The sequence below is a fragment of the Methylobacterium sp. Leaf93 genome (assembly GCF_001422345.1).
Classification (GTDB): Bacteria; Pseudomonadota; Alphaproteobacteria; order Rhizobiales; family Beijerinckiaceae; genus Methylobacterium; species Methylobacterium bullatum.
The window spans coordinates 190,880-206,340 of sequence record NZ_LMMS01000029.1 but is presented as its reverse complement, the minus strand read 5'-3'; the positions used below and the strand labels follow the sequence as shown (position 1 = coordinate 206,340).

At 66.6% G+C, this 15,461-nt stretch carries 16 protein-coding genes; 11 read left to right on the top strand and 5 right to left on the bottom strand.

The genetic code is table 11. The annotated features are described in order from the left end of the window. Positions 1-59 precede the first annotated feature (59 nt). From ASF26_RS19835 to ASF26_RS19820, 4 genes are all read right to left on the bottom strand, one after another. Positions 60-443, bottom strand: a complete 384-nt coding sequence (locus ASF26_RS19835; protein WP_018042678.1) for a response regulator — start codon at positions 441-443, stop codon at positions 60-62. A 23-nt stretch (positions 444-466) separates the two neighbouring features. Further along, positions 467-955, bottom strand: coding sequence for a chemotaxis protein CheW (locus ASF26_RS19830; protein WP_056258243.1), 489 nt, complete (start codon positions 953-955; stop codon positions 467-469). Positions 956-993: 38 nt separating this feature from the next. Continuing rightward, positions 994-3,708 (bottom strand): hybrid sensor histidine kinase/response regulator, encoded by a 2,715-nt coding sequence (locus ASF26_RS19825; RefSeq protein ID WP_056258145.1) that lies wholly within the window; start codon positions 3,706-3,708, stop codon positions 994-996. Between the two features lie 145 nt (positions 3,709-3,853). Beyond that, complete coding sequence (locus ASF26_RS19820) at positions 3,854-4,588, bottom strand: histidine phosphotransferase family protein (RefSeq protein ID WP_056258143.1); 735 nt, start codon at positions 4,586-4,588, stop codon at positions 3,854-3,856. Positions 4,589-4,780: 192 nt separating this feature from the next. Here ASF26_RS19820 and ASF26_RS19815 point away from each other — a divergent pair, with 192 nt between their 5' ends. Next, positions 4,781-5,650, top strand: coding sequence for a 3'(2'),5'-bisphosphate nucleotidase CysQ (locus tag ASF26_RS19815; RefSeq protein WP_056258133.1), 870 nt, complete (start codon positions 4,781-4,783; stop codon positions 5,648-5,650). A 10-nt stretch (positions 5,651-5,660) separates the two neighbouring features. Here the strand turns inward: ASF26_RS19815 and ASF26_RS19810 are convergent, their stop codons facing one another. Beyond that, entirely contained in the window at positions 5,661-6,137 is a 477-nt protein-coding gene (locus tag ASF26_RS19810) for a YHS domain-containing (seleno)protein (RefSeq protein ID WP_244476003.1), read from the bottom strand. A gap of 135 nt (positions 6,138-6,272) precedes the next feature. Between ASF26_RS19810 and ASF26_RS19805 the strand changes: the two genes are divergently transcribed. From ASF26_RS19805 to ASF26_RS19760, 10 genes are all read left to right on the top strand, one after another. Continuing rightward, positions 6,273-6,905, top strand: a complete 633-nt coding sequence (locus tag ASF26_RS19805; RefSeq protein ID WP_056258240.1) for a DUF1134 domain-containing protein — start codon at positions 6,273-6,275, stop codon at positions 6,903-6,905. A 142-nt stretch (positions 6,906-7,047) separates the two neighbouring features. After that, positions 7,048-7,770, top strand: a complete 723-nt coding sequence (locus ASF26_RS19800) for a hypothetical protein (protein ID WP_056258118.1) — start codon at positions 7,048-7,050, stop codon at positions 7,768-7,770. Positions 7,771-7,928: 158 nt separating this feature from the next. After that, complete coding sequence (locus tag ASF26_RS19795; protein WP_056258115.1) at positions 7,929-8,201, top strand: hypothetical protein; 273 nt, start codon at positions 7,929-7,931, stop codon at positions 8,199-8,201. Between the two features lie 113 nt (positions 8,202-8,314). Further along, positions 8,315-8,623, top strand: a complete 309-nt coding sequence (locus tag ASF26_RS19790) for a hypothetical protein (RefSeq protein ID WP_056258111.1) — start codon at positions 8,315-8,317, stop codon at positions 8,621-8,623. 76 nt (positions 8,624-8,699) lie between these two features. Then, positions 8,700-9,974, top strand: coding sequence for a diaminopimelate decarboxylase (gene lysA / locus ASF26_RS19785; RefSeq protein ID WP_056258106.1), 1,275 nt, complete (start codon positions 8,700-8,702; stop codon positions 9,972-9,974). Between the two features lie 154 nt (positions 9,975-10,128). Further along, positions 10,129-12,723 carry a TIGR02302 family protein gene (locus ASF26_RS19780; protein WP_244476009.1) on the top strand — a complete coding sequence of 865 codons (2,595 nt, stop codon included), beginning with the start codon at positions 10,129-10,131 and terminating at the stop codon, positions 12,721-12,723. Positions 12,724-12,822: 99 nt separating this feature from the next. After that, positions 12,823-13,008, top strand: a complete 186-nt coding sequence (locus tag ASF26_RS19775; RefSeq protein ID WP_056258238.1) for a twin transmembrane helix small protein — start codon at positions 12,823-12,825, stop codon at positions 13,006-13,008. Between the two features lie 145 nt (positions 13,009-13,153). Beyond that, positions 13,154-13,771: an acyloxyacyl hydrolase gene (locus tag ASF26_RS19770; RefSeq protein WP_056258101.1), complete on the top strand. Its 618-nt coding sequence runs from the start codon at positions 13,154-13,156 to the stop codon at positions 13,769-13,771. A gap of 32 nt (positions 13,772-13,803) precedes the next feature. Then, positions 13,804-14,376: a cob(I)yrinic acid a,c-diamide adenosyltransferase gene (locus ASF26_RS19765; protein ID WP_018042664.1), complete on the top strand. Its 573-nt coding sequence runs from the start codon at positions 13,804-13,806 to the stop codon at positions 14,374-14,376. 220 nt (positions 14,377-14,596) lie between these two features. Next, on the top strand, positions 14,597-15,346 hold the full coding sequence (locus tag ASF26_RS19760; protein ID WP_056258098.1) for an electron transfer flavoprotein subunit beta/FixA family protein: 750 nt from the start codon (positions 14,597-14,599) through the stop codon (positions 15,344-15,346). Positions 15,347-15,461 lie beyond the last annotated feature (115 nt).

The following is a 15,461-nucleotide window of genomic DNA, read 5'->3' as shown; positions in this document are numbered from 1 at the left end:
ATGACGGGGATTGTTCAGCGACGATCCTGCGAGACCAGAGATCCGCGCCGCCTTCCGTGTCAGGCGGCATCGGCCTCCTGGCCGAATCCCACCTGTTCGAGCTTGGCCGTGACGATGTCGCGGTCGAAAGGCTTCATGATGTACTCGTCGGCGCCGGCATGCAGGGCCCTGGCGATGGCGCCGACGTCGTTCTCGGTGGTGCAGAACAAAACCTTGGGCACCATCCCGCCGGGAGTCTGGCGCAGAGCGCGGAGGAACTCGTAGCCGTCCATAGTCGGCATGTTCCAGTCGAGCAGGATCACGTCGGGCATCGCTTCGATGCAGGCCGTGAGGGCCTTGGCGCCATCCTCGGCTTCACCGACCTTGAAATTCATGGTCTCGAGGATGCGCCGCGCGACCTTCCGGATGACGGCGGAATCGTCGACGACGAGACAGTTCTTCATGGGGCTGTCCTCGATCTGGAAGGTCAGGCGGCGCCAGCGATGTCGCGCTGCGTTCCGAAGGCGAGGAGCGCATCGACATCGAGAATGACGAGGAGCCGGCCATCGAGGCGGTGCACACCGAGGGAGAGATTCCGCCAGCGGGAATCGAGGTTGATCGGCACCGGCTCGTGCGTGTCGCCTCCCAGCTTCAGCACCTCGCCGACACCGTCGACCACGAGGGCGAAAGTTTCTCCGCCCTGCTCGAGCCCGATCGCCATCTTCTGGCTATCGTCGGCACGATCTGGGAGACCGAGACGGCGGCGCAGGCACAGGGCCGTGACCACGCGTCCGCGCAGGTTTAGGAGACCGACGATCTCCGGCGGAGCCAGCGGTACGGGCGTCACCCCGGCGGGGATGAAGACGTCGTGAACCCGGTCGATGGCGAGGCCGAACATGGTGTCGGCGACGAAGACCGTGATGAAGTCGGTGATGGCGCCGGTCTCGACGCCCTTATTGCTGTTGGCGGCCTGCATCATGGCTCAGATTGTCCGATCTCGTTCGAGGGCCAAGTTCAGGCGGCTTTGGGAAGGCTGACGATGTCGACTTCGCCGAGGGCCGAAATCAGCCCGCTGCGATCGAACTTCGCCACCAGATCGAGGATCGAGAGGGAGCGAGCCCGCTCGATGGCATCGATGCCGACCGTCCCGGACAGGCCGATGACCGGTAGCTGGGAGAGACGCTCGTCACCCTTCCGCATGGCGGCGACGAGGTCGAAGCCGTTTCGGCCCGGCATTTCCAGGTCGCACACCACCACGTCGATACGGCCGTTGGCCATCAACGTGGTGAGGGCGGCTTCCGCGCTTCCGGCGGTGATCACGTTGTAGCCTGCGGCCTTCAGGACCGGGCTGAGCATGTCGCGGAAGAAGGCCGAATCGTCCACGAGAAGCAGCGTCGCATTGCGCTTCTCGGGCTTGTGCGCGCCCCGGGCCCAGTCGTCATAGGCCAGCGGGAGGAAGTGGGCGATGTTGATGATCTCGGTGGCGCGACCGCGCAGGACCGCCGAACCGATGAGGTCCGAACGCTCGGCTGCGATCTCCACGTCGAGACGCTCCTCGACGATGTCGATGATTTCGTCGACCACGAGGCCCATGGCGCGTTCGCCGTCCGAGAAGACCACCAGGGCCTGTGTCCCCTCGCTCCTGATCTCGATCGACTGATCGGCCGGGACCAGCGGCATGAGCCGGCCACGGTACTGGATCAGCGGGCGTCCGCCGACCCACTCGATCTTGCTCGCCTCGATTTCCTCGAGCCGTGTCACGAGCGAGAGCGGCACCGCCTTGAAGCTGCCTCCGCCGCCCTTGAACACCAGCAGCGTCGCCTTGGCGTCGGCGGCATCGGTCTCCTCCGGCTCTGCATCCACCGGGATGGCGCCGGTCTGCGTGCCCTGGCTGACCTGACGGGCGATGCCGTTGGGATCGACGATCAGGACCACGGCACCGTCGCCGAGAATGGTGTTGCCGGCGAACAGCGGCAGATGGCGCAGCTTGGACGACATCGGCTTCACGACGATCTCTTCCGTGTGGAAGACCTCGTCCACCAGGATGCCGAAGCGCTGACGGCCGACCTGTGCGACCACCACGAAACCGGAATCGATGCTCTCGGCATTCTCCTTCTGCCCCAGCACCCCGGTGAGGGTCACGATCGGGAGGAGTCGCTCGCGCAGGCGCAGCACCGGCGAGCCATTGATGCGTTCCACCTTCTGGGCGGTGGCCTTGTCGACGCGCACGAGTTCCAGCACGGCCACCTGCGGCACGGCGTAGCGCAGGTCGCCGGCCTTGACGATGAGGGCGGCGATGATCGCCAGCGTCAGCGGGATCTTGATGGTGAAGGTGGTGCCGCGGCCGAGCTGCGTGTTGATGTCGATGACACCGCCGATCAGTTCGATATTGGTCTTCACCACATCCATGCCGACTCCGCGGCCGGAGACGGAGGTGACCGCCTTCGCGGTGGAGAAGCCGGGATGGAAGATGAACTTCGCCACCTGGGCGTCGGTCATCTTGTCGATATCGCTCTGGCTCGCGACGTTGCGCTCCACGGCCTTACGGCGGATGGCGGAGAGATCGAGGCCCTTGCCGTCATCGGCGATCTCGATCGTGATCGTGCCACCCTCGTGATAGGCGGCGAGACGGATCGTGCCACGGGCGGGCTTGCCCGCCGCCTTCCGGTCGGCGGTGGATTCGATGCCGTGGTCGGCCGAGTTGCGCACCATGTGGGTGAGCGGGTCCTTGATGACCTCGAGGACCTGACGGTCGAGCTCGGTCTCGGCGCCGCTCATGATGAGCTCGATCTGCTTGCCGAGTTCCGACGACAGGTCGCGAACCACGCGCGGCAGCTTCTGCCAAGCATTGCCGATCGGCTGCATACGCGTCTTCATGACGCCTTCCTGCAGCTCGGCCGTCACGTGGCTGAGGCGCTGCAGGGGAACCTTGTAGGTCGAGTCGTCGTGGCGGCGGGCGATCTCGAGGAGTTGGTTGCGAGTCAGTACCAGCTCGGAGACCATCGTCATGAGGTGTTCGAGCGTGTCGACGTTGACACGGATGCTCTGGACCTTCGAGGCGCCGCCCTCGGATTCACCGGAGGGAGCGTCCGACCCGTTCTTCCGGTTGGCGCTTTTGGAGGACGAATCCTCGGCGAGCGACGCAGGTTCGAACTCGGGAGCGGTGAATTCGGGCTGCTTCGGTTCGGCCATGGCGACGGGTGCCGGCTCCAGGGGGAGCGGCTCCGACAGGTCGGGACCTTCGGCTTCGAGGAAGGCGCGCTCCAACTCGTCGAGGGAGACTTCGCCGGGCTTGAGCTCACGCACGACGGGGTCGGGGAGCTTTGTCTCGACCACGGGGGCCGGCGCTACGAACGGGGCGGCCGACATCGCATCGAGGGCGTTGATCAGGTCGTCGTCGTTGCCGGTCGGCTCGGTGCCGGTGATCTCGAGATCGCCGAGGATCTGCTTGAGCCGGTCGAGCGTCACGAGGATGAGACTGACGGCGGGGCTGCTGACGGGCATGCCGTCGCGGAACTGCCCCATCAGCGTCTCGGCCGCGTGCGCCAGCGCTTCGAGGCGCGGCAGGCCGAGGAAGCCGCACGTCCCCTTGATCGTGTGAACGAGGCGGAAAATGTTCCGGAGGATCGTCTGGTTGTTGGGATCCTGCTCGAAGCGGACGAGTTCGGCGTCCACGGTATCGAGATGCTCTGCGCTCTCGGTCAGAAACTCACGCAGCAAGTCATCCATTAGAGGCACTCGGTCCAGACGCGCACTAGGTTTGTGCGAGTTCCACCTTGAGGCCGACAGGTTAGTGAAGAGTTTCGAAAGAGAGACAAATTCACAAGTCGCGGCAGGATTTGATTGAGCCCTGCCGCGACAGTCAGGCCCGCGATCAGGCGAGCGAGGTTTCGGGGGGCTCGCTGTCGGAGGGGCGGGTATCTTCGACAGGGGCAGCGGCGGGTGCCGCAGCCGGTGCAACGGTGGCGGCCACGGGCTCGGCGCGGATCGTCACCTCGTCGCCCTCGATTCCGAAGCGGACGTTCATCGCGGCCGCGCGGGCCACGAGCCCGGCATAGAACGGCAGGATGCTGTGGGCGTCCACCGCGCCGTTCTCCGGCGTTCCCGCGATCAGGTCCTCCACATGGGCAGGAATGCGGGCGTGCGACCCCTTCGACGTGATGACAATGGAGGGTGCCTCCCCGTCGCCGCCGACGACCACGTCGATCCGGCCGCCACGGGGAATGGTGGTGGTGGCGATCATGACGAGGTTGAGGAGGAGTTTGACCTTGTTCTTCGGATAGAGCGCCTGCGGTGCGCTCCAGGCCAGCTGGGTCTTCTCGTCGCCGAACATCCCGCGCGAGACTTTCTCGGCATCGGCCAGGTCGATCGACGCGCCCGCGGATCCGGCGGCGCCGAATGCGATGCGGGCGAATTGCAGCCGTGCCGAGGCCTGCTTTGCGCTTTTGCCGATCAGTTCGAGGGCGAATTCCCGCATTGAGGTGTCGCTCTCGTCCTCCAGGACTTCGAGTCCGTTCACGATGGCGCCGACCGGGCTGATGACGTCGTGGCAGACGCGCGAGCAAAGCAGCGCGGAGAGATCGAGGGAATCGAGATCGACGGGGGTCATCGTGCTCTCCGCACAGGGCAATGAAGGGGCCGCGGATGCGGCCGGTCCGTCGGCTTCGAGAGATGAAACCAACCGAGGGCGGCACCGATAGACGGCACAGGATGCTTTGAAAAGCGACGCGAGGAGTGCGTAGTCCGCTTCGGAGCCGACTCTAGAGTCGACAAGGCGCGGCTCGCAAGGCAAGACTTTCCTATGCCCCTCGATCCGCGGATGCGCGACAGCATCGCGACGACATTGACCGACATCGCCTGCGAAGCCGGCGACATCCTCCGACGACATCATGGTGGCGACTGCGCGCACGTGATCAAGCCGGACGGGACTCCGTCGAGCGTCGCCGACATCGCATCCGAAAAGCTGATCTTCGATGCCCTGAGGCAACGCTACCCGACGATTCCCATCGTCTCCGAGGAATCCACTCACGACCTGCCGCCGGCCGACTTGTTCTTTCTGGTCGACCCGCTGGACGGCACGCGCGATTTTCTGGCCGGAAACCCGGATTACAGCGTCAATATCTGCCTGATCGAAGGGAACAGGCCGGTCGCATCGGCCGTGGCGGGTCCGGGCATCGGCCGCGTCTGGGGGGCCGGCGCCACCGCGTTCGAGGCGGCGATCCATCGCGGGCGACCGACGACGCGGAACGCGATCCGGGTCCGGAAGGTACCGGAGGACGGGCTCGTCGCCCTCGTCAGCCGGCGCCACGGCGATACCGAGACGGAAGCCTGCCTCGCGGGACTTCCCATCGGCCAGAGGCGCGGGGTCGCGTCGGCCCTGAAATTCTGCCTCATCGCGTCCGGCGAAGCCGACATCTATGTCCGCTGCGGCCCGACCATGGAATGGGACACCGCGGCCGGGGACCATGTGCTGACCACCGCCGGCGGCTGCGTCATCGTGCCGTCGGGGCGCGAGATCACCTATGGCCATTACGGCATTTTCTACCGTAACGGCCCTTTCGCGGCCCTCGGCGATCCGAGTTATACGGGCCGCCTCGGCCTGCCCGATCGCGGGCCGAGCCTGAGCACGGTCCGCCAGGGACCTGCCGCGCAGACCACGCCCCCGGTGTGAGAAAGCCTTCTCAAGGCGGCGCGCCATCCTCGGTGAGCTTGCGCAGGGCCGGCCATTTCTCTTCCGCCGCCACGACGATGGCCGGTGACGCCACGACCCTCGAACGGTGTTCCCGATTGCGGAACAGGTAGAGCCCCTCCCCCGCCGGACCGGCCAGTATCGCGAAAATCTGCGGGTCCGTGTCCACGATCCGGCCATCGAGCACCCCGATCGGATCGTAGCCGGACAGACGCGGTGCATAGGCGGAGGGTGCATCGCGGAAGGCTGCGAGGTTTCCCAGCCGCGAGAAACGCCAGGTCCGGCCTTTCCAATCCCATTCGAAGGCCGGTTTGCCCGGTACCGGCTCTCCCTCGGGATCAAGGAAATAGCTGACCGCGTCGAACCCATCGAGGGCGATGAGTCCCTGCCGCGCGAAGGAGGCGCAAGGTGCAACGAGGCACGATGCCAGCGCGATTCCTGCGAGGTTACGGCGCGTTAACCCTATCATGCGGTACTTCATGCTCTAATCGACGCTACGCGGGCTCGTGCCTCCGCTTGTCCCGGCTCGGACAAATCCAGCCAGGAGAATGTCGGCGAACGGGACGGATGTCGAACCTTGTGATGGGCGAACATGGTGCTCCGGATGACAGATCCTTCGAACCCCCTCGCCGCATCGGTCGAGCCTTCGCCGCTCGCGGCCCGGCGCCGCGCGCTCATCCTCGGCGCAGCCGCGGCCGTTCTGCTCATCGCGGCGCCCGTCGCTCCGGCGCTGGCCTTCGACGAGCCGCCCCCCGGACGGTTCCGGCCCGCCGAGATCGTGGATAACGGGCATAAGTTCTTCGGCTCCATGTCGCGCGGCCTCGCCCTCACCGTGGAAGAGGCGACCCGGCGCTGGGGCGAGCCCAACGGCTACATCCTCGGACAGGAAGCGTCCGGCGCCATCGTCGGCGGCGTTCGCTACGGCGAAGGCACGCTCTACACCCGCAATGCCGGGCAGCGCCGGATCTACTGGCAGGGACCGTCCATCGGGTTCGACCTCGGCGGCGACGGCGATCGCACGATGATGCTCCTCTACAACATGCCCTCGGTCTCCGGCCTCTACCGGCGCTTTGCCGGAGTCGACGGCTCCGCCTATTTCATCGGCGGGTTCGGGATGACCGCCGTGACGAATGACGGAATGGTGGTGGTGCCGATCAGGACCGGCGTCGGTGCGCGCCTCGGAATCAATGTCGGCTATCTGAAATTCACCCCGAAGCCGACCTGGAACCCCTTCTGATCCCACCCGACTCGTGGGCCTCGACCGGCGGCGGTTCGTCTCGAACCCTTCAAAGGATTGGTCTCGCCTGGGGGAAATGGTCTAAAGACATGCACGTCGCGGTTTTTCCGACCGCGCCAGGGGCTAGGAAGAGCATTCCCGCGTGATCGAAACCGTGATGATCTTCGCGCTCGGCTTCCTCGCGGCGAGCCTGTGCGCCCTCATGGTCCTGCCGGCCGTCAACGCTCGGGCGACCCGCCTGGCCAAGCGCCGGCTCGAAGGCCTCGTTCCCCTTTCCGCCTCGGAAATCGCCGCCGAGAAGGACTATCTGCGCGCGCGGTTCGCCGTCACCCAGCGCCGCCTCGAGCGGAAGGTGGAAGCGGCGCGCTCCAGCCGCCACGCGGATATGGCGGCCATCGGCGCGCGGACCCTCGAGATCGCCGCCCTGTCGCGGAACGTGGAGGAGCGGGAGGCCGCCCTAGCATCGACGCGGGTGAACCTGGACGGCGTCGAGCGCGACCTCGCCACCGCCCGCGCGGAGGGAACCCTCAGCCTCGCCACGCTCGAAGTACTTGAGAACGCCCATCGCGATCTCCTCGACGATCTCCACGTCCTGCGCGAGGCGAGGGCGGCGCAGGCTGAGGCGGCCGCCGATGACGACGCAGGGCAGGATCTGCAGGCGCGCTACTCGGCGCTCCTCGCCGAATGTGAGGCCCTGCGCACGGCAAAGGCGTCTCCCGACGCTGAGATCGCCGCCCTTCGCCAGCGCATCGTTGAGGTGGCTGATTCGCTGCTTCGACAGAACCGGCTTCCGTCCGTCGATGTTTTCGCCATGCCGGGCTCGCAGGCCGGTTCGATTCCGGTGAAGCGGACCGAACCCGTCTGATTCACCGGCGGGTGGAGTGAGGGCCGTTGCAGGCGGCCGGAGGAGTGGCGTAGAAGCCGCGTCTTCATGGGATGACCACCGGCGTGCCTTGTTTCGACCATGCAAAGGCATCATCGGGTTCGTTACATCCTCACTGTCTGAGACGGATCACGTTCCCTATGACTTCCAAGATGACTTCGCTTGCTCTCGCACTCGTGACAGTGTCCGTGTTCTCGTCGGCGGCGGCCTTCGCCCAAGCCGCTCCCCAGACGAAGCGGGGCAACGAGACGCTCAAGAAGTATTGCACCGGCGATTACCTCACCTATTGCGGGAACCTCTCCGCCGACGATCCGGCGGTGGACAAGTGCTTCCAGACCAACTGGACCAAGCTGTCCGAGAATTGCCGCCGCGCTATCGACGCCTATGAGAAGACGGGCGGCAAGAAGGGCTGATCCCCTTCAGTGAGGCCACGGTGCCTCAGGCAGCATAAAGCGTGGCCGTTGCGCTCGCATCAGCGGGAAGCAACGGCTATGATGCCGACGCCCGAGGCTCCGGACCCACGTTGATGTTGTTTCGTTCCCGACTGACGTTGCTCCTCGTTCTGGGCTGCGTGTCCCTAGCCGGCTCTGGCTGCGGCCGACGCGGTGCCCTGCAGGCCCCCGATACGCGGGCTCCGGTGCAATCCTCCGGAGTCGGGCTCGGATCGTCCCCGGTGGTGGATTCCACCGCCGTGGCCGACGGCGACGACCTCGACCCCTCGGCGATTTCCGGCACGCCTCAGGCGATCAAGGAAGCGCCCGTGCAGACATCGAAGGGCGTCAAGCGCGGCTACACCATTCCCAAACAGCCCTTCATCCTCGATCCGCTGCTGTAGAGGATCGCCGGCGGGCTGACCGCCGCGCTCTCCTTTTCAGATGCGCGTTTCAGGATCCGCGTCCCAAGGCCCGTCGATGCACCATTTCCATTATCGCGACGGCCTGCTGGCGGCCGAGGATGTCGATCTGACCGGCCTGGCCGCCGAGGTCGGGACCCCGTTCTATTGCTACTCCACCGCGACGCTCGAGCGGCATTACCGCGTCTTCGCCGAGGCCTTCGCCGGGGACGACGCCCTCGTCTGCTATGCGATGAAGGCGAATTCCAACCAGGCCGTGCTCACCACGCTGGCGCGTCTCGGCGCGGGGATGGACATCGTCTCCGAGGGCGAGCTGCGCCGCGCCCTTGCCGCCGGCGTCGATCCGCAGCGGATTGTGTTCTCCGGCGTGGGCAAGACCAGCGAGGAGATGGCGGCGGCGCTACATGCCGGCATCTACTGCTTCAACGTGGAGAGCGAGCCCGAGCTCGAAACCCTGTCGGAGGTGGCCTCTTCCCTGGGCGCGACTGCTCCGGTCTCCGTCCGGGTCAACCCGGACGTGGATGCCGGGACCCATGCCAAGATCTCCACCGGAAAATCCGAGAACAAGTTCGGTATCCCCATCGGGCGCGCGGCCGATGTCTATGCCCGCGCCGCCTCCCTGCCGGGGATCGCGGTGTCCGGCGTCGACATGCATATCGGCAGTCAGATCACCGATCTCGCGCCCTTCGCCCATGCGGCCGGACTGCTGGCGGAACTGGCGCGCAGCCTAATGGCGCAGGGTCATCCCCTGCATCACATCGACTTCGGCGGCGGTCTCGGCATTCCCTATCGCGAGGACAACGCCCCTCCCCCGGAGCCCGCCGCCCTGGCGGAGATCCTGCGCCCGCACTACCGGTCCCTCGGTCTGCGCCCGGTCTTCGAGATCGGTCGCATGATCGCCGGTAATGCCGGCATCCTGGTCACCCGCGTCCTCTACGTGAAGCGCACGGAGGGCCGGACCTTCGTCATCGTCGACGCGGCGATGAACGATCTGATCCGCCCAACGCTCTACGAGGCCTACCACGCCCTTCGCCCGGTCATCGAGCCCGGTGCCGACACTCCCCGCCTCGTCGCCGACGTGGTCGGACCGGTCTGTGAGAGCGGCGACTATATCGCGCTGGCCCGGGATATCCCCGATGTCGCACCGGGCGACCTCGTCGCCGTGATGACGGCGGGCGCCTACGGGGCGGTCCAGGCCGGAACCTACAACACCCGCCGCCTCGTGGCCGAGGTTCTAGTGAGCGGGGACCGCGCCGCCATCGTCCGGCCGCGCCAGACCTACGACGACCTCATCGGCCTCGACCGCGTGCCCGACTGGCTGCGGTCGGAATAGCCGCGCACCCGCGATGCGGGTGGGCCGATTTGACCCGATCGCCGCGCGCCGCCACCATGCTAGGCTGACAAGGCGGGATGCCGGGAGCATTCCCCGCCTCGGGAGCCCAAACAGAATGGATGAGGCCGACGCGACGACCTCCAAAGCGGCCCAAATGACGACGCCGAAGCCGCCGGCAACCCGAAGCCGGCTCGATCGGCTTGTGTCGCAATCGCAGACCGCCGGGCTGTGGGAGCGGGCATGGCCCCTACTCTGGCGCGGGCTCGCCGTGGTCCTGGCTTTCCTCGCGGCCTCGTGGCTCGGGCTCTGGCTCGATCTGCCGCCGTTCTGGCGGATCGCCGGCCTCGCCGTCTTCGCCTTAGCCTTCCTCGCCGCTCTGGTACCGCTGGTCCGCCTATCCCGTCCGAGCCGCCGCGAGGCACTCGCTCGCCTCGACCGCGACGCCGCCGACGGCACTTCGTCCCACAACCCGGCCTCCGCCATCGAGGATACGCTCGCCGTCGGGACGACGGATCCGGCGACTCAGGCCCTATGGGCGCTGCACCAGCGCCGTGCGGCCGCGGCGGTCGCACGATTGAACGTTGGCCTGCCCCGTCCGGGCATGCCGCGCCGAGACCCCTTCGCCCTGCGCGCGGGCCTCGTCGTGGCGGCGGTCGCCAGCCTGTTCGTCGCCGGCCCGGAATGGCGCCAGCGCATCGGCAGCGCGTTCGACTGGCACGAGGCCGCCGGCCCTGGGCCGAACTTTCGCGTCGACGGCTGGATCGATCCGCCTCTTTATACCCGGCTGCCGCCCCTCGTCGTCACGATGAGCGGGACCGAGCAGCGCCTGCGCGCACCGGTCAACTCCACGCTGATCGTCCGGATCGCCGGCCAAGGCGATGTCGTGCTGACGCCGAATGCGGGATTCAAGCCTCTGCCCGGCAAGGAAGCGCGTCCCGATCTTCGCGAGGATCGCTTCCAGCTCGTTGGCGGCACCGCCGATCTCGTCATCGCCGCGGGCTCCGCGCCCAAGCAGCATCTCATCGTCGAGACCATTCCGGATCTAGCCCCGGAAGTCCGGCGCGTCGGCGCATTAGAGGTCAATGCTCGCGGCACCTTCAACCTGACCTACCGTGCCAAGGACGATTACGGCATCGCCTCGGCCGATGGGATCATCGAGCCCCTGGCCGGCGGTCGCTCCCTGGTTCCGGTGCCGAAGATGCCCCTCGCCCTGCCCTCGGATGCCAGCGGGGACACCGACACGAAGACGCTGGTGGACCTGACCGACAATCCCTGGTCCGGCGCGCGTGTCCGCCTCACCCTCGTGGTGAAGGACGAGGCCGGTCAGGAGGGGCGGACCGAGACGGCGGAGATCACGCTGCCGGCCCGGCCGTTCCGCGAGCCACTGGCGCGCGCCCTGGCCGAGGAGCGCCGGCGCCTCGTCACCGCTCCCGATGAGAGTCGGCGCCGGGTCCAGACCGCCCTCGACGCGCTGATGATCGCGCCGGACCAGTTCACGCCGCAGCCCTCGATCTTCCTCGGGCTGCGCACCGCGTCCCGCCGGCTCAAGGCGGCACGGACCGACGAAGCCCTGATCGAGGTGGCCGACCTGTTGTGGGAGATGGCGCTCAAGATCGAGGACGGCGATCTGTCCGACGCGGAGAAGAGCCTGCGCGCTGCCCAGGACAAGCTGAAGGACGCCATCGACCGCAACGCGCCGGACGAGGAGATCAAGAAGCTGACGGAAGACCTGAAACAGGCCCTCGACAAATTCATGAAGCAGATGGCCGAGCGCCAGCAGAAGCAGCCTCAGCAGCAGGGCGAGAAGGGCAAGTCGCAGCAGAACGCCAAGACCGTCACCCCGGACGATCTGAACAAGATGCTGAAGGACATGGAAGAGGCGATGAAGCGCGGCGACACCGCCGAGGCGCAACGCCTGCTCGAACAGCTTCGCAGCATCCTCGAAAATCTTCAGACCGCCGAGCCCGGATCGAAATCCGACCCGAATGGCCGGGAGATGAGCAAGCAGGCCGAGGAACTCGACAAGATGTCCCGCGAGCAGCAGGCGCTCCGCGACGAGACCTTCAAGGACGGTCAGAACAAGCGTGGCCAGCAGCCCGGGCAGAAGCAGGGCCAGAAACCTCAGCGCGGCCAGCAGGGCCAGCAGCAGAATGGCGACCAGGGTCAGCAGGGCGGCGAGCAGGGCCAGCAAGGGCAACAAGGCCAGAAGGGTCAGAAAGGCCAGAAGGGCGAGCAGGGCCAGGGCGGCGCTGGCGAACGCCAACAGGCCCTGCGCCAGCGGCTCGAGGATCTGCAGAAGCGGATGAAGGAGCTCGGGATGCAGGGCGAGGAAGGCCTCGCCGATGCCGAAGAAGCGATGCGCGACGCCGAAGGCGCCCTCGGCGAGGGCAAGGAAGGCGATGCCGTCGACGCTCAGGGCCGCGCCCTCGATGGGCTCAAGCGCGGCGCGGACGGCATGCAGAAGCAGATGGAGGAGATGGCCCAGGGCGAGGGTGAAGGCGAGGGTGAGCAGGAGGGCGGCGAGAACCCGAGCCAGCAGGGGCAGGCCGGCAACCGCGACGACGATCCGCTCGGCCGTCCGACCAAGGGCCGCGACCTCTCCGACGGCCGTGGCAAGGTTCCGACGGCCGACGAATCCGCGGTCCAGCGCACGCGCCGGATCATGGAGGAGCTGCGCCGCAAGCTCGGCGATCCGAGCCGCCCAAGGGAAGAACTCGACTATTTCGAGCGCTTGCTCCGGCGAAACTGAAGGTCGCGCCCGTTCCGCGGGTGCGATGCCCTGCCCTATGGGCTAGGGAAACACCGGAGCCATATGGGCTTCGTCCCCGCGTTCCGAGCCCGAGCCGTCATGTCCTCGAACTCCCTCGTCCTCGTCGCCTGTCTCGCCGTGGCCGTCGTGCTGTTGCTCGGCCTCGTCAACATGATGCGCGGCGGCAGCGCCAACACGTCCCAACGCCTCATGCGTCTGCGCGTATTGCTGCAGTTTCTGGCGATCGTCTTCATCATGGGCGTGGTGTGGTGGCGCTCCGCCTGAGCCACGATCACATCTCGGTGAGTGTGGCGGACGAGCCTCACACGCGATCTAACACGATGACGGGACGGGATTACTGAGCCGCCGGACTGCCGCCAGCGTATTTCAGCGTGGTAGGAAGGTTCCGTTCACTTTGGATCCGTCATCGATGCAAGCCATCTGTTCTCGCCTGGTCGCCGGCATTCTCGCCCTGCCCGTCGTGTGTTCCGCCCAGGCCGCCGATCTCGGATCGCCGCCTCCCGCCGCGGCCTACGTGACGCCTGTCCAGCCGCTGAGCATCGTCTCCGAGGTGCGTATCGGCGGGGCCGTCCAGGATCCCGGCAGCGCCGAGAAGAACACCAACGCCATCAACGGCGAGATCCTGTTCTACAAGCCTGTGGTGAGCCTCGACCCGTTCTGGCAGGCCTTCGTGCCGCGCCCGACCGTGGGCGGCAGCTACAATTTCGATGGCCGCACCAGCTACGCCTATATCGGTGCGACCTGGACGGTGGACCTTTTCCCGCAGACCCTGAACAACCGGGTCTTCCTCGAAGGCTTCTTCGGCGCGGGCGCGCATAACGGTTATACCGGTCTGAAGGCCAACGCACCGGCGGGCTTCAACGCCCTGGGTTGTAATCCGCTGTTCCGCGAAGCGGCGGCGCTCGGCTATCGTCTGACCGAGCATTGGAGCATCATGGCCACCGTCGAGCACATGTCGAATGCCGGCCTGTGCCACGAGAACCGTGGCCTGACGAATTTCGGCGGCAAGATCGGTTACACGTTCTGAGCCCGACCCCCGGATCTGAGATCGGATAACCCTTGGTCACCCTGAACCGCATCTACACGCGCACCGGCGACAAGGGCTCCACGGCGCTCGCCAATGGCGAACGTCGCTCCAAAGCGGATCTTCGGGTCGAGGCCTACGGGACGGTCGATGAGACCAATGCCTGCATTGGCCTCGTCCGGCTCCATGCCGATATCGTCCTCGACGCGATGCTCGGCCGCATCCAGAACGACCTGTTCGATCTCGGTGCCGATCTCGCCACCCCGGAAAGTGACGAGCCGCCGGCCTACGAGCCCCTGCGCATCGTCGCGAGCCAGGTGAAGCGCATCGAGGCGGATATCGACCTGCTCAACGCCGAGCTGTCGCCGCTGAAATCCTTCGTGCTCCCCGGCGGTTCGGCGGCTTCCGCTGCGCTCCATCTCGCCCGCACGATCTGCCGCCGGGCCGAGCGCCTGACGGTGGCCCTCGCGGCCGTGGAAGGCGAGCGCGTCTCGCCGGAGGCGCTGCAATACCTGAACCGCTTGTCGGACTTTCTCTTCGTCGCGAGCCGCACGGCCAATGCCAATGGAGCCGACGACGTGCTCTGGGTTCCGGGCAAGAACCGCTGAGGCGGGATATCTGGTAGACCGCATACAAGCGAACGTGGATTACGGATCGCATGTGTTCGACGCGGGGCTAGACTGTCGCACTCGTTGACAAGTCTGAAATCCCCCCGTTACGGTCCGCCGCTTCATTCCAAGAGGGTGCCCGGACCTTCGACCGCGTCGAAGGCCCTTCGCGCGCTGCGCCGGCCCTTGCCAAGAAAATCATTGGAGGATTGTGACCGCCATGAAGGTTCTGGTGCCCGTCAAGCGGGTCGTCGACTACAACGTGAAGATCCGCGTCAAGGCCGACGGTTCGGGCGTTGAACTCGCCAACGTCAAGATGTCGATGAACCCCTTCGACGAGATCGCCGTCGAAGAAGCGATCCGTCTCAAGGAGAAGGGCAAGGCGACCGAGATCGTCGCCGTGTCCATCGGCCCGCAGCAGGCGCAGGAGACGTTGCGCACGGCTCTGGCCATGGGCGCCGACCGGGCGATCCTGGTGAAGACCGATGGTCTCGTGGAGCCGCTGGCCGTGGCTAAGATCCTGAAGGCCGTCGTCGAGAAGGAGGCCCCCGGCCTCGTCATCCTCGGCAAGCAGGCGATCGACGACGATTCCAACCAGACCGGACAGATGCTGGCCGCGCTGCTCGACTGGCCGCAGGGCACCTTCGCCTTCAAGCTCGAATTCGGCGAGGGTTCGATTGACGTCACCCGTGAGGTCGATGGCGGCCTGCAGACCGTCACCCTGGCCCTGCCGGCGATCGTGACCACGGATCTGCGCCTGAACGAGCCGCGTTACGCGTCGCTGCCCAACATCATGAAGGCGAAGAAGAAGCCTCTCGAGGAGCTCAGCCCCGATGCCCTCGGCGTCGATGTGACGCCCCGGGTCAAGGTGCTGAAGACCGTCGAGCCGGCCGGACGCAAGGCGGGCATCAAGGTCGGCTCCGCGGCCGAACTCGTCCAGAAGTTGAAGGGCGAAGCCTCGGTCATCTGAGCTTCGTGCTCGCGCATCGGCCGTCGCAGGATGGCCGGCGCCGGCCCACAATCCTTATCCTCGGCCGCAGACCGGCGCGACGCCGCGACGGATGCCAGGCCGCCCCGCAACGAGG